This window comes from Hominisplanchenecus murintestinalis (genome assembly GCF_943193015.1).
Taxonomy (GTDB): domain Bacteria; phylum Bacillota; class Clostridia; order Lachnospirales; family Lachnospiraceae; genus Hominisplanchenecus_A; species Hominisplanchenecus_A murintestinalis.
This window is the reverse complement of the sequence record NZ_CALPCM010000027.1, coordinates 24,485-42,562: the sequence shown is the minus strand read 5'-3', so window position 1 is coordinate 42,562 and position 18,078 is coordinate 24,485. Positions and strand designations below refer to the sequence as shown.

Below are 18,078 nucleotides of genomic sequence, written 5' to 3'. Positions count from 1 at the left end.
GTTAAAGCGAAGAAACTGAAAAAGGCGAAAGACCGCAAAGCTCTGCTTAAGAAAGTAAAGAAAGCAGGGGCAAAAAGCGCAAAAGTAACAAAATAAGCAATACAGGAAATACTAAGAACCGCTCCCGGAAAGGGAGCGGTTCTTTGCGTGCGGCAGTTTACGGCAAATTAGGATTGTGCAGTTGAGTTTTGGGGAAGTTTGGATTATACTATAATTTATGAGAGATTTGCCAGTTTACAGGGGAAGGGAAGGATTTTATGGGCGGAAAAAAAGGAACGGCATTTGTAGTGTTTTTTTGTATGCTGCTTTCCGTACTTATGCCGCAAATGGCTGTGGACGCGGAGGCTGCACAGGGAAAAGAAATTGTTATTGATGTGACAGAATATGGGGTGTCACCAGGCGGCATGAGGGATAATGCGCCTGCTATACAGAAAGCGATTGCGGCTGCAAAAGCAGCATCGGAGACAGCAGAGGGGCAGGTTGTCCTGGACTTTCCGTTCGGGGAATATCATATTTATCCGGATAAGGCTTCCGTTCGAGAGCTTTATATTGCGAACACAGCAGGCTCAGATTCCAGGTACAAGATGAAGACTGTCGGATTTTTGCTGGAAGATATGGAAAATGTGACCATTAGGGGAAATGGTTCGCTTTTTATGTTTCATGGGAAGATGACAACTTTTGCTGCTATACGATGCAGGAATATCAGGTTTGAAGATTTTGCATTTGATTTTTACGTACCCACGGTAGTAGATGTGACAGTAGAATCTATGTCAGGGAATTCGATTACTGTCCATATTCCCGAGTGTTATGATTATGAAGTAAAGCAGGGAAAGAGCATTACCTGGAAGAGTGATGTAAGTCCATATACAGGAAAGCCTTACTGGACGGAAGAGGGCAGTATATCTTCCTATCGGCAGGTATATTATACAACAGAAGGGCGGGTAGCACAGGACGCCAACCGTTTGCTTAATAATGTGGTGAGTATCCGAGAGCTGGGAAACCGCAGGCTTCAGTTCAATTACCGCGACGGGGGAAAGTCCCCTACAATTAAACCGGGGAACTGTTATCAGATGCGCAGGACAGTACGAGACCATGCGGGGATGTTTTTGTGGAAAAGCGAGGATATTGTACTGGAAAATCTGGACGTACATTTTATGCATGGAGCAGGTATCGTGGGGCAGCATTCGAAGAATCTTACTTTTGCAAATATAGACTTTGAGCCGCCGGAGGGCAGCGGAAGAGCTGCAGCAGGCTATACAGACTTCATACGGCTGGCAGGATGCGGGGGAAAAGTACAGATAACCGGATGTATGTTTTCGAATGCCTGCGGTCCGACGGTGGATATTCATGGGATTTACAATCTGGTGACAGAACGTATTTCAGACCGTCAGTACAAGGTTAAATTTACAGATTTGCAGCATCAGACGGAGGGATTCCCTAACTTTTTTAAAGGGGATAAAGTAAAGTTCGTATCTAGGGAAACTATGAAGGCAGCAAGTTCTGAGGCGATTGTTGAAGAGGTATCAGGTCCGGCGGGCGAAGGCGGCGTGCTTGCGAGCGGAAGCGGCTCTCTGAATGAAATCATTATTACGTTGAACCGGGACATTCCACTGAAAGACGGGGAGGAATATGTGGTGGAAAATCTAACCTATATGCCGGAAGTGGAGATTACCGGTAATCTGTTTAAGGAATGTCCTTCCGAGGGTATCCGGGTGGGAACCGGAAAGAATGTGTTGATTCAGGATAATGTTTTTGACGGCATGGGGAAAGCATCCGTATGTATTTCCAGCGATACGGTTGAGAAATTTGAAGCAGGTCAGGCAAGGGATGTGACGGTTGCAAATAATATTTTCCGGCGTCCCGGCTCTGGAGAGGCGGCAGTTTTGGTGGAGCCGCTTATGTCGGCAAGTATTGTAGAGGAGCCCGTATATGAGAATATCCGTATTAGGGAAAATACTTTTTATATGGAAAACAGCTATGTCCTGAGCGCCAGAAGTGTGAAAGGGCTGAGCTTTACAGATAATGAGATTTATCGGTATGCGCCGGATGTGACGGTGAGCCTGCAGACACCGGAAACGCTTCGTGTGAATGGAAAAAGCCGGCTTACGGCAGGGCTGGCGGGGAAGGTGAGTTCTTCGGAACTCTATACCTTTGACGGATGCCGGGAGGTAATGCTTTCAGGAAACAGCTACGATGCGGGACTGAAACTGGGGGGCAGCACAAGTAACATGAACGCAGGAACGGATATTTCTCAGGGAGAAGGGGAAAACCTGGATTTCAGAGGAAATGCGGCAGCGCTTCCGGCAGTGGGAACGATTGCTTATGAAGTCAGAAATGAAGATGTGGTGTCTGTGAACTACGCCGGAGAAATTACAGGGCTACGGCCAGGAACGGCGAAGGTGCGCGCCTGTACAATGGCAGGCGGTAAGAAATACGTTTCAGAGTGGCAGACAGTGACAGTAGAGGAACCGGGTGAGGCGGCGCTTTCTATCCGGTGCGGGGACGCGGATGAGACAGTAAGTGAACATGGCAGAACGCTTCATTATATTGCAGAGCAGAATCCGGCGGGAAGCAGTGAAGTTACCTGGAAAGTGGTAGACGCTGCGGACGGCAGGAGTGAGACAAGGCATGCCGTGATAGACGCCGCGACAGGCGAACTGACGACACAGTCGGACGGTGTGGTTGAAGTGGTGGCGAAGGCCGGGGCTCTGGAGGCACGGAAACTTCTCGTTATCCGGAAAGGGAACTGGATCGAAAATAAAACGTATATGGAGAATGTGAGACGGCGTCCGAATGAATGGCATGTGCTGGCTGACGGAGGGATAAAGATTAATGCTCAGAATGGCGGGATTTATAACCAGAATAAGTTTAATTATGTGGACAACCTTTATCTAAGCCACAAGGAAATATTCGGAAACCTGGAAAATGTAACGGCTGTCGTAAAGATGAAAGGGAAGACCAAAATAAATGGTGATGAGGCAGGATTGGTTTTTTACAAGGATAACGGTAATTTCACAATTCTTGGACGAAGGAACCGTGAGGGGGATCCTTTTATTCAGATGGTGAGTGAAACGGATGATGTTGCTGCGGAGGAAAATGAGCCGTATGCTGATATAGACGAAGAATCTGCGGTTTGGCTGAAGCTGGTGAAAAGTGGGGATACAATTTCGGGTTTTTATAAAACAGAGGGAAATGAAAATACGGAAGGCTGGATAGATGAGGGATGGACGTCTGCAGGCAGCTATGAAAATGCCGGGCTTGGGTCAGATTTTCGTATTGGTATTATGGCATGTTGTAGTGTGAGCGCCCGGGGAACGGCGTTTGAATTTTATGATTTGCAGGTGGGAACTGAAGGCAGTGAGTTAAAAAACGGTCTGCTGACATACCATAACACAGCGCCCGTAATGGCGGAAGGGACATGCAGCTATGGAGCCGGAGCATTGAGTGTCAGCCCTGGAGAGTTCTCAGACGCAGACGGAGATGAGCCTGGGATTCCTATCGTAAGGTGGGAGGCGGCGGATGGTCAGGCGGATACTTATGAACTGTCAGACGCAACGGGCACAGAAAATGTAAATGCATTGGATTTTGCAGGAAAATGGGTGAGGGCAGTGGTCATACCCAGGGACAGCAAGGGCTTGTATGGCGCTCCGGTTAGGACGCAGCCTCAAAGAGTAGGGACAGAAGCGGCAGTTTTGCCTCAGGCAGTGTCTATTGCCGGGGATTCTATTATAAATGTACATGGAGAAACGAAGCAATATCAGGCGGTTTTGGCTCCGGGAGGCGTGAATCCCTGGGTGTCATGGAGAGTCGTTGATGCAGATACCCAGGCCGGCACTGCCTGTGCATCCATAGATTCTGCAGGGAGGCTGACGGCAAATGCAGATGGGGCAGTAGAGCTGGTGGCAAGGACGGCAAATGGGCTGGAGGCGCGGAAGCTGGTAATTATTAATAAAGGCAGTAAGGTGCCGACAATGGATATCCTGAACTCAGACAGGGAAAACTGGAGCGTTACAGGTGAAGCGCAGGATCGGATAGAGATTAAAGCACAGCCGTCGGGGCTGTTCAAGGAGCAGGAACCCAAGAATCTATTTCTGTATACACTGGGTGAATCCATGAAGAAAGTGGAAGCGACAGTAAAGATGCATGGCAAGACGACAGGAAGATGGCAGGAAGCAGGACTGATTTTTTTCCAGGGGGAAGACGATTATTTTTCAGTGGGAAGGAAACATGCCAATTCTGACCCGGATGGAAAAATAAAAGTAACTGTAGAGGATGCGAGAGACAGCGACGACTGGGTATATGAGGGCGAGGGAGAAGACGCCCCGCCGGAAACGGATATCTGGCTTAAGCTGGTAAAGGAAGGAAACACCCTGGACGGGCTGCGGGCATATTATAAGACCTCTGAAGATGGAGAATGGAAAGAGCGGAAATATGTGGGAGGCAGCACGACTACCTGGCAGGAGGACTTAAAAGCGAAGCGTCCGAATATCCGGATGCCGCTTACAGATTCTTTCCAGATAGGATTTGTCACGGGGGGAGACAGCGGCGTGACATGGAGGGATTCCTTTGTGTTTTCAGATTTTCGGGTTCGGATAAATGACGGCGCAGAGCAGCAGATTCCGTTAACGGAGGACAATCAGGTTCCGTTTGCGCTGGGAGCCGTATGTATCTATGATGAGACAGAAGGGATACTGAGCGCTGCCCTGGGAGGTTTTCAGGATGGGAACTATGATAGAGAAGGCACGCATCTGGTAAAATGGGAAGCGGCAGATGAGGCAGAAGGAGTTTATGAGCTGATTCCGGGACTGTCAGGAAGCCGGATTACTGCACCGGCTTCCCTGAGTGGAAAATGGGTGCGGGCCGTGGTGGTTCCGCAAGACGAGCACGGCCTGTATGGAACCCCGGTGGAATCCAGAGCGCTGCGGATCGATACGCTTCCGGCACATGGAGCGGCAGAAGCTTCTCTGCGCATGGCGGTATTTCCGGAGATTGAAGGAATGGAGGAGTTCAGCCGTTATACAAAAGGATATATAGCGGCAGTTCCCCAGAAACAGGATGCAGTGCAGGCCGTATTTGAGACACTGGATGAGGCGGCATCTATGGAAGTATTCTTAAATGGGAGAGAATGCGCAGCGGAGGGGGAAAGCCGTGGATTTTTCATGAAACTGTCTGCCGGGCGAAACGTGGTTTTAGTGCGCGTTACGGCGGAGGATGGGAAAACTCAGGCAGAGTACCGTTTCATACTGAGCCGATGGGGGGATTCTGAGTCTGTGCTGCGCGGACTCAGCCTGGACGGCAGGGCAGTTCCGGTCAACCCGCTGGGCTTTACATTAGATAATCCTTATAGAATATTGCTGGAGAGGAATCAGGAAACTTTGGAGATGCTGATGACCCCTAAATCGGTAAAGGCGTCCGTGAGTGTCTGTGTGAATGGAAAAAATATGGAAGGGACGGAAGCAGAGGTACAGATGCTTCCCGGGATGAATGATATCGCAATCAGGGTAAAGCCTGAGACGCTGGCGCCGGAAACCTGTTATTATATTGAAGCGTATGTGCCCAGTGATAAGAATGCAGCTTTGGAAGAGCTGGGCTTTACGTCCGGTGTTTTCCTGAATGAGGTTTTTTCAGCGGGCGTCCTGTCTTATACAGGGACAGCCAACGAGGAAACAGTGCTGCTGACGGCGGCGGCGCAGGAGGATGCGGCACAGATTCAGTTGTATGTGGGCGGAGAGCTTTTACATGAAATGGATGGAGAGCTTAGCGGAGAGATTCCGCTGAAAGCGGGAATGAACCGGATTTGTTTAAAAGTAATCTCACCGGATAAAAGTGAGAGCAGGGAATATCTGCTGGATATTGACGGGAATGGGGAAACTTATATTGACTTTGATGAGGAGTCTCTGAGCGGGCTGGGAGATTTCCGAAAAGATTTCAGTTTTGTAGACACACCGATTAAGCTTTTGATGGAGGATGGGACGACACAGTTTTTTGCGAAAGGTGTTGGCGGATGTGCAGGAAGCGTAGAAGACCCGATGATACTGATCTACCGTATCGAAGGAATGGGCTTCACATGGTTCTCGGGATATCTGGGCGTCGACCAGGAGGCCAGGGCAGATGAGGCTTCTGTACGCTACCGGGTATATCTGGACGGCAGGCTCATTGACGACGGAGGAGGCGAAGATAATGTGCTGAGGGCGGACACCCCGGCAGTGCTGCTGGACTTTGATGTGACAGGTGCGCAGGAGCTGGTTATTGAAGTAGACGGGACGGAAGACGGCATAGAGAATGATTATGTAAGCCTGGGAGATGTGAAGTTCACACGGCCGCTGCCCGGGGCGAAACCCAGACACACCGTAACTTACCGGACAGATATGGAAGGCTGGGGACTTTTAAAGGCCCGGAGCGGGAATAAACTGACAGTGAATGGAACAATCGGTGTTGACGACGGAGAGTCTTTGACGCTGATGGCAGGAAAGAAGCCGGGATATGAGTTCTGGTCCTGGAATGATGAGGACGGCACAGAGCTTTCCAGAGAGGCTGAATTTACCATTTCCAGTGTGACAAAGAACAGCGCTTATACGGCGGAATATATTACTTCCCTGGCGGCTGCTCGGAACAGGCTGCAGACAGCCCTTCAGGAAGCGGAGAGCAGAAAGGACTTGGATCTGTATACGCCTGAAAGTGTGGCAGGGTATCTGGCAGTTCTTCAGGACGTGCGCAGGGTGCTGGAGAGCAGTGCAGATGAAGCTTCTCTGCGTGTGGCATTGGCAAGGCTGCAGAGCGCGCGAAACTTGTTGGTGAGAAAGCAGGAAAGCGGAGGTACGCCTGCCGTACCTAACCCTCCGGCCCCGCCTGCGCCGCTGCCGGTTCCGGCAGTACCGAAGAAAGGCGCTTCTTTCGCCGTGAAAGGATACCGCTATAAGGTTACAAAGTCCGATGCGAAAAAAGGGACGGTATCGCTGGTAAAAGCGCCGGGAACGAAAAAGATAGAGGTTCCGGCAAGTGTGAAGAAGGACGGGTACACCTTTAAAGTGACGGAAATTGCAAAAGGCGCATGCCAGAAAAGTAAAAAGCTTGTGAGCGTTACGATTGGCGTGAATGTAAAGAACATTGGCGCAAAGGCATTTTATAAATGTACAAAGCTCAAAACAATCCTGTTTAAAGGGAAGCAGGCGCCGTCAATTGGAAGGCAGGCGTTCAAAGGAATGAAAGCGGCGTGCAGGATACGTGTTCCGAAGAAGATGAGCGCAAAGCAGCTGAAAAAGCTGAAAAAGCAGATGAAGGCAGGGAAGAAGGCGGTATTTAACCGGAAATAAAGGATACTCCGGAAAAAGTATTGACTTTCCTACGTTCACTCACTATAATTTATTTATGGAAAAAGGCGCAGAGAGGCGGTGAAAGCGCTCTCGATGCGCCTTTTTCCCTGCCCGTTTTTTAGGAGGCGGGAAACCCTACAGAATATAGCCGGGCGGTTTCCCGGCAGGAAAAGAGGAGAGAAGAAATGAGAAAAACGAAAAAATTGACAGCGTTGGTACTTACATCAGTCATGGCAGTCAGCGTACTGGCAGGATGCGGATCGAATAAAACACCAGAGACGGCAGCAGGTGCAGACGGAGAAAAGAAAACCCTGAAGGTAGCCATGGAGTGCGGCTATGCCCCTTACAACTGGACGCAGCCTACAAACGATAATGGCGCGGTTCCAATTTCAGGAAGTTCCGACTATGCGTATGGTTATGACGTAAAGATGGCGCAGCATATCTGCGATGAGCTGGGATATGAGCTGGAAATTGTAAAGCTTGACTGGGATTCCCTGGTTCCGGCGGTACAGTCGGGAACAGTTGATTGTGTAATTGCCGGTCAGTCCATCACGAAGGACCGTCAGGAAATGGTAGATTTCACGAAGCCTTATTATTATGCATCCATTGTTACTCTGGTAAAGGGTGACGGCGCATATGCGGAAGCGAAGAGCGTAGAGGATTTGAAAGGCGTCACCTGTACATCTCAGCAGAATACGATTTGGTACAATGTCTGCCTGCCGCAGATTGCAGACGCAAATGTCCTTCCGGCACAGGAGTCTGCCCCGGCTATGCTGGTTGCCCTGGATTCCGGGAAATGTGACGCGGTGGTAACGGACATGCCTACAGGTATGGCGGCGTGCGTGGCTTATCCTGACTTTAAGCTTTTGGACTTTTCTGAGAACGCAGAAGGCGCGTTTGAGGTGTCTGAAGAAGATATCAACATCGGTATCTCCGTACAGAAAGGCAACGATGAACTGCGTGAGGCGATTGACAGCGTACTTGAGAAAATGACGGTAGAGGATTACACGAAGATGATGGATGAGGCGATTTCCGTACAGCCCCTTTCTGAATAAGACAAGGAGGAACAGAGACTATGCCAGGTGATTTTGGGGGCAGGATTGTATATTTGCTGCAGCAGTATGGCGGTTCCTTCCTGAAAGGGGCGGGAGTGACTATGGTGATTGCATTGGTGGGAACATTTATCGGATGCCTTATCGGCTTTGTGGCAGGCATTATCCAGACGATTCCCGTGGAGAAGAAGGATTCGGTGGTAAAGAGAGGGATTCTGTGGATTGTCAAATTTATTTTAAATGTTTATGTAGAGGTATTCCGGGGAACGCCTATGATGGCACAGGCAATGTTTATCTATTTTGGCTCTGCGGCAGTATTTAACATTAATATGTCCATGTGGTTTGCGGCATTTTTTATCGTGTCAATCAATACGGGAGCATATATGGCGGAAACTATGAGGGGCGGCATCCTGTCTATCGACGAGGGACAGACAGAGGGGGCGAAAGCCATCGGTATGACGCATGTGCAGACGATGCTTTATGTTATACTTCCTCAGGCGATACGAAATATCATGCCGCAGATTGGAAACAACCTGATTATCAATATTAAGGACACCTGCGTGCTTTCTATTATCGGCATCGTGGAGCTGTTCTACACAACCAAAGGAGTGGCAGGGGCGTTTTATACATACTTTGAGGCGTTCACTATTGCTATGGTTATTTACTTTATCCTGACCTTTACCTGTTCCCGAATCCTGCGGTTCTGGGAAGGCAAGCTTGACGGGCCGGACAGCTATGATTTGGCGACGACGGATACACTGGCATATACGAGCGGGATGCTGAAATACAGCGACAAGGAAAAGGAGGAGTAAAGCGATGGCTGAGACATTATTGGAAATCAGGCATTTAAGCAAGGCATTTGGCAAAAATGTGGTCTTAAAAGATATTGACTTTTCCGTGCAGAAAGGCGACGTTACCAGCATCATAGGCGCTTCCGGCTCAGGAAAATCCACGATGCTCCGCTGTATTAACCTGCTGGAGACGCCTACGGCAGGAGATATCGTTTACCACGGGAAGAATATCCTGGATGGGAAGATGAACGCCGCTTCGTACCGGGCAAAAGTAGGTATGGTGTTCCAGAGCTTTAATCTGTTTAACAATATGACCGTACTGGAAAACTGTATCGTAGGGCAGACGAAGGTTCTGAAGATGGGCAGAGAGGAAGCCGGGAAAAACGCCATGAAATATTTGGAGAAAGTAGGGATGGCTCCCTATATCAATGCAAAGCCCCGGCAGATATCCGGCGGACAAAAACAGCGTGTGGCAATTGCCCGCGCGCTAGCGATGGAACCGGAGGTTCTGTTGTTTGATGAGCCGACTTCCGCCCTGGATCCACAGATGGTAGGCGAGGTTCTGGAGGTTATCAAGAAGCTGGCGGAAGAGGGCATGACGATGTTGATTGTAACTCATGAGATGGCGTTTGCCCGGGATGTGTCCAGCCATGTGGTATATATGGCGAACGGTGTAATTGCCGAGGAGGGGACGCCGCAGCAGATTTTTGCAGAGCCACGGAATCCTTTGACGAAAGAGTTTTTAAATCGATTTACGAGAGGGTGACAGTATGAAGCTTTTAATTATCCGTCATGGAGAGCCGGATTATTCGATAGATTCCCTGACAGAGAAAGGGTGGAAAGAAGCTGCGCTTCTGGCGGAAAGGATTTCGAAGCTGGATGTGAAAGAGTTCTATGTTTCACCCCTGGGGCGTGCGAAAGATACGGCAAAGGCTACGCTGGAGGCGATGGGAAGAACGGCGGTTACACTGGAGTGGTTAGAAGAGTTTCGGCCCAAAGTGCTCCGTCCGGATGGGAACGGAACCAGGAAGGTTGCCTGGGACTGGCTTCCCCAGGACTGGATGGCAGACGAAAGGTTTTATAGTTGTGAACACTGGCATGAGTGCAGCATTTTCCGGGAAGCCGGAGTGAAAGAGGAGTATGACAGGGTCACATCACAGCTGGATGATTTTCTTGCGGTTCACGGTTACCGCAGAGAGCGGAATTACTACCGGGTAGAGCAGGAGAATGAGGATACGATTGTATTTTTCTGTCATTTTGCACTGGGCTGCGTGCTGCTTTCCCACCTGTTCAATATATCGCCGATGCTGCTGTGGCATCATCTGTGCTCTGCGCCCACGGGAGTAACCACGGTTAATACAGAAGAACGCCGTCAGGGTATCGCCAGTTTCCGAATGAGCGCTTACGGCGATGTTTCACACTTGTATGCAGGAGGCGAAGAGCCGTCTTTTGCGGCGCGGTTTTGTGAGACATTTGGAAATACAGAAGAAAGGCATTAGGGTTATGGGGCCATACAGCGGCGATGTATTTCTGTTGGATGGCTTCATCGTATATGAAGGGGGAGTTGTAGTGAAGAGAGGTATACTTGCGTTTTTGCTGTTTTTGTGCCTTCTGGCCGGAGGGATGAATATACAGGCTGCGGACAGCCTGCCTTATCAGAAGGCCGGAAGCCGGAAAGAAATGTTCACAGGAAAGGGATGGCAGACATATAAAGGAAAGAAATATTACATCGCCTCGAATGGAAAGAAAGTAACCGGCTGGCGGAAGATTGGAAACTATAAATATTACTTCAAGAAAAACGGTGTGATGGTTTCCGGACGGTGGGTGAAGGTAAAAGGGAAATACCGTTACTTTGGAAACCACGGAAAGATGAAAAAAGGATGGATGACGCTGCCGGATGGCCGGAGGTACTATCTGGATTCCAAAGGCGCCAGGGTGACAGGAGACTATTTTATTAAAAATAAAGGTTACCATTTCAGCAAAGGGGGCGTTTACCAGCCGGAAGTAAAGGTACGGATAAACCCGGAAAAGCCTATGATTGCATTGACATTTGACGATGGTCCGGGGCCCTATACAGACAGGCTGTTGAAATGCCTGAAGAAGAACCATGCAGTGGCAACATTCTTTCTGGTAGGGAGCAGTGTAGGAAATTACAAAAGTACCGTAAAGAGTGCATATCAGATGGGGTGTGAAATCGGAAACCATAGCTGGAGCCATCCGCTGCTTACCCGCCTGGATCAGACGGCTTTGGCAGCACAGATTCAAAATACCAGACGTGCTATCCATAATGCATGCGGGCATGAGCCCACCTTGCTGCGGCCGCCTTATGGGGCATATAACAGCACAGTGGCTTCTGCAGCCGGGATGCCGCTGATTCTTTGGGATGTAGACACCCTGGACTGGAAAACAAGAAATGTCCAGAGCACGATTCAGTCGGTCATGCGCGACGCAAGGGATGGTTCTATTGTGCTGATGCATGATATTCATCTGCCTACGGTTGAGGCGGCAGAGCGCATCATTCCGATGCTCCGGCAGAAAGGCTATCAGCTGGTAACTGTCAGTGAGCTGGCGAAATATAAGAAGAAAAAATTGCAGGCGGGGAGCGTGTATACGGCGGTACGCTGAGGTATGCTTTCACGGCTCGGAAGAAAGAAAAATCCCCTGTGTACGGTTAATGAATCAGTACACAGGGGATTGATATTTTCGTTGATTTATATTTCGTTTCCTTTGAAGAAAATCTTCACGATATTTAAATCTTTGTCAAGAAGCACCAGGTTTGCTTTCTTGCCCGGTGTAATGCTTCCGTAGTTATCGTAGATGCCGATTGCTTTTGCGGAATTTACGGCAGCAGCTTTTATGGCAGTTCCCAGAGGGATTCCCATATTTTTGACTGCGGAACGGACGCATCCCATCAGATTGGTAGCAGAGCCGGCGATAGTTCCGTCAGCCAGGGTAGCGAGTTGTCCCACTACTTTTACTGCCTGTCCGCCCAGGGAGTAGTCTCCGTCTGTCAGGCCGGTAGCCATCATGCTGTCGCTGATGAGGACGACGCGGTTGCTGCCGAACATTTTGAAAGTAGTGCGTACCACAGCCGGATGGATATGGATGCCGTCTGCAATCAGCTCTACCCGCACATGCTCATTATCACAGGCAGCGCCGATAACGCCTGGCGCCCGGTGTGAGAAAGAGGGCATGGCATTGTACAGATGTGTGGTATGCCTTGCGCCTTTTTGATATGCTTCGTTGGCAATGTCAAAATCTGCCGTGGTATGCGCGAGAGAAATTGTCACTTCGTCTTTGAGAGCCTCAATGAACTTCATGGAGCCTTCCTCTTCGGGGGCAATATCCACCAGCTTAAACAGGCCGCCTGCTTTTTCCTGGAGGCGGCGGAACATGTCTGCATCCGGTTTATGGATGTATTTTCCGTTCTGTGCGCCTTTCTTTGCCGGGGAGATAAACGGGCCTTCCATGTTGATGCCTACCAGTTCCGCACCGGAGGCATTATCATAGCTGGCAGCAGCTTCGGCAATCTTGGAAAGGGTATCTTCATCATAGGTCATGGTGGCGGGGCAGATGGCAGTCACGCCGTTTTTCAGTTCGTATTCTGCAATCGCGCGGATAGCTTCATGGGTGCCGTCGCAGAAGTCGTGTCCTACACAGCCATGAAAATGGATGTCGGTAAGCCCCGGAATCGCATAAAGATTAGAAGCGTCAATTACTGTATCGTCTGTGGAAGAATCTGCAAACAGCCCGTTTTCAATATAAACATCTTTTGTGACAAAAGTTCCGTTTTCTTCAAAAACGCTTGCATTTTTAATAATCATGGATGATCAGCCTTTCTGTTTGATATTTATAGTTCAGCCCGGCCAGTCTGCATCTGGCCAGGCTGAACTCTGGTTACATATTTAATTTATACTCATGGCTGATGAAATCTGCCATGAGTATCGCGCTAGCCGCAGCCGCAAAGCGGCATAATTCCTTATGTGGCTGTGCGCATCGTGTTATGCTGAGTGGCAGATTTATCTGACACTCAGCTTAATTTTGCTGCGGCAGCCTCGTCTGCCACGATGGTAACATCCGGATGAAGCTGGAGAATGGAAGCCGGAACCTCAGGGGTAATCGGGCCTTCTACCACTTTCTTGAGGATGTCTGCTTTGTCTGCGCCGCTTACGACTACAACGATTTTACGGGCAAGCATGATATTTCCGATACCCATAGTATATGCCTGTTTCGGCACATCGTCTTCGGAATCGAAGAAACGCTTATTTGCGTCGATGGTGCTTGCGGTCAAATCTACACAGTGAGTCACAGGCGGGAAGCAGTCGGCAGGTTCGTTGAAACCGATGTGGCCGTTGTGTCCCAGACCCAGAAGCTGCAGGTCGATGCCGCCTACGTCAGCGATAATCTGGTTGTATGCGTCACAGGCTTTGTCTGCGTCCGGCTCTGTTCCATCTGGCACGAATGTACGCTCTTTCGGAAGATTTACGTGGTCGAAGAAGTTGTGGTTCATAAAATAGCGGTAGCTCTGGTCATTGTCGCCAGGCAGACCTTTGTACTCGTCCAGGTTTACGCTGGTTGCTTTGGAGAAATCCAAATCACCGTTGTTATAGCGTGCGATCAGCTCTTTATAAGTGCCGATGGGTGAGGAGCCTGTAGCAAGTCCCAGAACGCAGTCCGGTTTCATGGTAACCTGTGCAGCGATAATGTTTGCTGCCTTTCTGCTCATGTCGTCATAGTCTTTGGTTTTACAAATCTGCATAGTCGTTGTTCTCCTTTTTATTCTATCACTGCTTTTGCAAAAAACTGCGGTAAGTGGAAGTTCGGCGTCTCGTTTTCAATTACCGTATAGCTTCCAAAATGAGTAAGCCCTTCACTTTCTTTAATCTTGTAGAAATTACAGGTGATGGTGTCACCGGCGCTCAAATCACTTTTGCCGTAGACAAAGTCAATCAGCTCCAGCGGTACGGTTAACTCAAGCGTCCAGTAATCCTCATATACCGTTCCTTTGCAGGCGCAGGCTTCGTGGAGGTTTGCAGGGAATGTGCTTCTGTTCTTCCGCCCGTTGCCGTATTTGGCGTGAAGCGCCCCGTTTGAGTTGGCTTCAAAGTTCAGGTACATTTCCGGAAATTCTTCCGGATAGAACTGGAAGAATGCCTCCATGGTGCTGTCTAAATGTACCGGGTCATTTGGCTGAGTGTAGACGCGCGCCGGATTTTTCTCCCGGCAGGTCATTTTCACATAGAATCCGGTTCCCGGGATAAAGGCAAGGGCGCCGGAAGTTTCCGGGCGGTAATCGCCGCCCCAGTTGTATTTGTCCACCTTGAACTGTGGGCAGGAAGTAATCTCAGATTTGTTTGAAATAGTTTTGATATGATATTTCATAATTCCCTCCAAACTCCATTTTGATACAACAAGTGTAACGCATTTATAGAAAAAATGCAACAAAATTTAGTTACCCCTCATATTCTTTAGGGCAGAATCTACAAAGCCGCGGAACAGCGGATGAGGGCGGTTTGGACGTGACTTCAGTTCAGGATGAGCCTGTGTGCCGATAAAGAAAGGGTGGTTTTTCAGTTCGACCATCTCCACGATACGCCCGTCCGGAGAGAGGCCGGAGAGTCTCATACCGTGTCGGGTGAGCGCTTCCCGGTAGTCATTGTTGACTTCATAGCGGTGCCTGTGGCGCTCAAAAATGGTTTGTTTTCCATAAAGCGCGTAAGCTTTTGAATCTTCGTCCAACACACAGGGATATGCGCCCAGGCGCAGAGTGCCGCCAAGATCTTTGATACCGTCCTGTCCGGGCAGCAGGGCGATAACAGGATAAGGAGTATGAGGATTTAGTTCGATGCTGTGGGCATCCTTCAGCCCAAGGATATTCCGGGCGTATTCTACGATGGCAAGCTGCATTCCGAGGCACAGTCCGAGGAAAGGGATTTTGTGTGTGCGTGCAAAGTGGATAGCCGTGATTTTCCCTTCAATACCCCTGTCGCCAAAACCGCCGGGCACCAGGATGCCGTTTACGCCGCCCAGAACCTCCCCGGCATTTTCTGCCATAAGCAGTTCTGAATCTACCCATTTTATGTGTACCGTGGCATGTCCTGCGATACCGCCGTGTTTCAGGGCTTCTGCGACACTGATGTAGGCGTCGTGAAGGGTGATGTATTTACCAACCAGTGCGATCGTTACTTCAGAGGTGGGGTGCCGCAGCGCGTCCACCGTGGCTATCCAGTCCTCAAGGTCGGGCTTCGGGCAGTCCAGGTGCAGGCATTCACAGGCTGCCTGGGCGAGCTGTTCCTGTTCCATGGCAAGCGGGGCTTCATAGAGGTATTCCACGTCTAGGTTTTGCAGGACATGGGCGCTGGGCACATTGCAGAACAGTGCAATTTTGTCCTTAATGCCGTCCTCCAGGGGACGCTCGGAACGGCAGACCAGGATATCAGGACGGATACCCATTCCCTGCAGTTCCTTTACGCTGGCCTGGGTAGGCTTCGTTTTCATCTCTCCGGAGGCTTTTAAGTAGGGAATCAGCGTTACGTGGATTAAAATGGCGTTTTCGTACCCCACATCGTGCCGAAACTGCCGGATAGCTTCCAGGAAAGGCTGGCTTTCAATATCGCCTACCGTACCGCCGACTTCGATGATGGCGATGTGCGTTTCCGTAGAGCCAGGATTCCGATAGAAACGGCTCTTAATTTCATTGGTAATATGTGGAATAACCTGTACCGTACCGCCGCCGAAATCTCCTCTCCGCTCCTTCTGGAGCACAGACCAGTAAATCTTTCCGGCAGTCACATTGGAATCCTTATCCAGACTTTCGTCGATGAACCGCTCATAATGCCCCAGATCCAAATCCGTTTCCGCCCCATCGTCAGTGACGAACACTTCCCCGTGCTGGATAGGGTTCATGGTTCCGGGGTCGATATTAATATAGGGGTCAAATTTCTGCATGGTGACCTTGAAGCCCCGGGCTTTCAAAAGGCGGCCGAGGGATGCGGCTGTGATACCTTTTCCAAGCCCTGAGACAACTCCTCCCGTGACAAAAACGTATTTTACTGACATAGTTCTCCTCCTTCTTCTCCATTGGTGTTTTCTGAAAACGCAGATGGAAGCCCCTGATTCCACATCTTTGTGGTATCCGGTGCTTCCATCTCTGTATTTGGCACTTCCATATATTCTTGTAACGGAAGCATTATACACCCGTTTGCCATAAAAGAACAGAGGGAATTTCAGAATTATTCCGGTCTGTAAAATACAGATTGACATACAATATAAACTACGATATATTAATGTAGGAAAGCAAAGGCGCTTGGCGGGATTGGATGTCTGCCAAGTCCTTTTTGTATCTGTACGGAAGGGATTCGGCAGGGTTTCCGTGCAGAAAATTATCGTATACGGAGGAAAGGGGAAAGAACAATGGGATTGATAGAATCGATAAACAGTGCGGTGAACGGATGGGTGTGGGGGCCGCCTATGCTGGTCTTGATGGGATTTGTGGGGATTCTGATGACCGCTCGGACGGGCGTTTTTCAGATTCGGCATATTGGCCACTGGATGAAAAAAACAATTGGAGATATCTTTAAAAGTAAAGAAGTGACTGCTCATACGACAGACAAATCTATTTCACAGTTCCAGTCACTGTGTACTGCCCTGGCGGCTACGGTCGGAACCGGAAATATTGTGGGTGTGGCGGGGGCTATTGCCACAGGCGGTCCGGGAGCCGTGTTCTGGATGTGGATTATTGCATTTTTCGGGATGATGACAAATTATTCAGAAAATGTGCTGGGCATTTTTTACCGTAAGAAAAATGCAGCCGACGAATGGTCAGGCGGCGCAATGTATTATCTGCGATATGGTTTGGGGGAGAAAAAGAATTGTAAGGCAATCGGGATCTTCCTGGCAGGGGCATTCTCCGTTTTCTGTTTTCTTGCTTCTTTCGGAATTGGTAATATGACGCAGGTCAATTCCATTTCCAGCAATATGAATTCTGCATTCGGAATTCCGACCTGGGTGACAGGGCTTTTTATCATGGCGGCCGTGGGTATTGTGGTATTGGGCGGTCTGAAACGTATTGCGGCGGTTACGGAGAAGATTGTTCCGCTTATGGTAGTTTTGTACATAGTGGGCGCTGTCGTCATTTTGGTGACACACATCGGGACAGTTCCTGCGATTTTCACATCTATTTTTAAGAGCGCATTTGGCATGAAGGCTGTGGGCGGCGGTATTGTCGGTTTCGGCATCAGGCAGGCGGTGATCCTGGGGATGAAGCGCGGTGTGTTTTCGAATGAAGCAGGACTTGGTTCTTCGGTTATGGTTCATTCAAGTTCAAATGTAGCAGAGCCGGTCCGGCAGGGGATGTGGGGAATCTTTGAAGTGTTTGCAGATACGATTGTGGTATGTACGCTGACGGCAGTATCCATTCTGGCTTCCGGCGACATTGATTTGGCGACGGGGCAGCTGGTATCCGGAGTAGAATCATCGAACCTGGCGTCTGCAGCGTTTGGAGCGATGTTTGGAAAACCGGGGGAGATGTTTATTGCCATTGCGATTCTCCTGTTTGCTTTTTCCACTGTCTTAGGATGGAGCCATTACGGAAGTAAGGCGTGTGAATATCTTCTGGGTTTGAAGGCTACAATGATATATAAGATAATCTTTACGCTCGCGACTTTTGGCGGCGCAGTGATGGGACAGAACTTGGCGTGGGATATCGCAGATACTCTGAACGGATTGATGGCGATCCCGAACCTGATTGGCGTACTGGCGCTTTCCGGTACGGTGGCTGCTATTACGAAGAATTACGTGGACCGTACTTTCCGTGGAAAGACGGTAAAGCCGATGCTGTCTGCGTATGAAGACATACAGGCAATGCAGGAAAAGAAAATAGCTTCCCAATAGAGGAAGGAAAATTATATAATAGAAGTAAGA

Annotated in this window: 11 protein-coding genes; 7 read left to right on the top strand and 4 right to left on the bottom strand. The window is 49.5% G+C overall.

Translation table 11 applies throughout. The features are described 5' to 3' along the window. Window positions 1–257 precede the first annotated feature (257 nt). The 6 genes from NFR99_RS10095 (at window position 258) to NFR99_RS10070 (ending at window position 11,781) form a co-directional block, all read left to right on the top strand. Complete coding sequence (locus tag NFR99_RS10095) at window positions 258–7,313, top strand: cadherin-like beta sandwich domain-containing protein (protein WP_251353539.1); 7,056 nt, start codon at window positions 258–260, stop codon at window positions 7,311–7,313. 185 nt (window positions 7,314–7,498) lie between these two features. Then, window positions 7,499–8,368 (top strand): transporter substrate-binding domain-containing protein, encoded by an 870-nt coding sequence (locus tag NFR99_RS10090; protein ID WP_120484992.1) that lies wholly within the window; start codon window positions 7,499–7,501, stop codon window positions 8,366–8,368. A gap of 20 nt (window positions 8,369–8,388) precedes the next feature. After that, window positions 8,389–9,177 (top strand): amino acid ABC transporter permease, encoded by a 789-nt coding sequence (locus NFR99_RS10085; RefSeq protein WP_120484991.1) that lies wholly within the window; start codon window positions 8,389–8,391, stop codon window positions 9,175–9,177. A gap of 4 nt (window positions 9,178–9,181) precedes the next feature. Further along, entirely contained in the window at window positions 9,182–9,922 is a 741-nt protein-coding gene (locus tag NFR99_RS10080) for an amino acid ABC transporter ATP-binding protein (protein WP_120484990.1), read from the top strand. Window positions 9,923–9,926: 4 nt separating this feature from the next. Further along, window positions 9,927–10,655: a histidine phosphatase family protein gene (locus tag NFR99_RS10075; protein WP_120484989.1), complete on the top strand. Its 729-nt coding sequence runs from the start codon at window positions 9,927–9,929 to the stop codon at window positions 10,653–10,655. Next, window positions 10,621–11,781, top strand: coding sequence for a polysaccharide deacetylase family protein (locus tag NFR99_RS10070; protein ID WP_251353538.1), 1,161 nt, complete (start codon window positions 10,621–10,623; stop codon window positions 11,779–11,781). The genes NFR99_RS10075 and NFR99_RS10070 overlap by 35 nt, the downstream gene beginning before the upstream one ends. A gap of 86 nt (window positions 11,782–11,867) precedes the next feature. On the opposite strand, the gene nagA is transcribed toward NFR99_RS10070, so the two are convergent. The 4 genes from nagA to NFR99_RS10050 form a co-directional block, all read right to left on the bottom strand. After that, window positions 11,868–12,980: an N-acetylglucosamine-6-phosphate deacetylase gene (gene nagA / locus NFR99_RS10065; protein ID WP_120484987.1), complete on the bottom strand. Its 1,113-nt coding sequence runs from the start codon at window positions 12,978–12,980 to the stop codon at window positions 11,868–11,870. Window positions 12,981–13,186: 206 nt separating this feature from the next. Beyond that, on the bottom strand, window positions 13,187–13,915 hold the full coding sequence (gene nagB, locus NFR99_RS10060) for a glucosamine-6-phosphate deaminase (RefSeq protein WP_120484986.1): 729 nt from the start codon (window positions 13,913–13,915) through the stop codon (window positions 13,187–13,189). 17 nt (window positions 13,916–13,932) lie between these two features. Further along, window positions 13,933–14,538 carry a carbohydrate-binding family 9-like protein gene (locus NFR99_RS10055; protein ID WP_120484985.1) on the bottom strand — a complete coding sequence of 202 codons (606 nt, stop codon included), beginning with the start codon at window positions 14,536–14,538 and terminating at the stop codon, window positions 13,933–13,935. Between the two features lie 66 nt (window positions 14,539–14,604). Continuing rightward, window positions 14,605–16,215 (bottom strand): CTP synthase, encoded by a 1,611-nt coding sequence (locus NFR99_RS10050; RefSeq protein ID WP_251353537.1) that lies wholly within the window; start codon window positions 16,213–16,215, stop codon window positions 14,605–14,607. A gap of 354 nt (window positions 16,216–16,569) precedes the next feature. On the opposite strand from NFR99_RS10050, the gene NFR99_RS10045 reads away from it, so the two are divergent. Next, on the top strand, window positions 16,570–18,048 hold the full coding sequence (locus NFR99_RS10045) for an alanine/glycine:cation symporter family protein (protein WP_120484983.1): 1,479 nt from the start codon (window positions 16,570–16,572) through the stop codon (window positions 18,046–18,048). Window positions 18,049–18,078: the final 30 nt, after the last annotated feature.

Coding starts and splice junctions, on each gene's coding strand:
- NFR99_RS10095 (WP_251353539.1), top strand. CDS start 258: ATGGGCGGAAAAAAAGGAACGGCATTTGTAGTGTTTTTTTGTATGCTG.
- NFR99_RS10090 (WP_120484992.1), top strand. CDS start 7,499: ATGAGAAAAACGAAAAAATTGACAGCGTTGGTACTTACATCAGTCATG.
- NFR99_RS10085 (WP_120484991.1), top strand. CDS start 8,389: ATGCCAGGTGATTTTGGGGGCAGGATTGTATATTTGCTGCAGCAGTAT.
- NFR99_RS10080 (WP_120484990.1), top strand. CDS start 9,182: ATGGCTGAGACATTATTGGAAATCAGGCATTTAAGCAAGGCATTTGGC.
- NFR99_RS10075 (WP_120484989.1), top strand. CDS start 9,927: ATGAAGCTTTTAATTATCCGTCATGGAGAGCCGGATTATTCGATAGAT.
- nagA (WP_120484987.1), bottom strand. CDS start 12,980: ATGATTATTAAAAATGCAAGCGTTTTTGAAGAAAACGGAACTTTTGTC.
- nagB (WP_120484986.1), bottom strand. CDS start 13,915: ATGCAGATTTGTAAAACCAAAGACTATGACGACATGAGCAGAAAGGCA.
- NFR99_RS10055 (WP_120484985.1), bottom strand. CDS start 14,538: ATGAAATATCATATCAAAACTATTTCAAACAAATCTGAGATTACTTCC.
- NFR99_RS10050 (WP_251353537.1), bottom strand. CDS start 16,215: ATGTCAGTAAAATACGTTTTTGTCACGGGAGGAGTTGTCTCAGGGCTT.
- NFR99_RS10045 (WP_120484983.1), top strand. CDS start 16,570: ATGGGATTGATAGAATCGATAAACAGTGCGGTGAACGGATGGGTGTGG.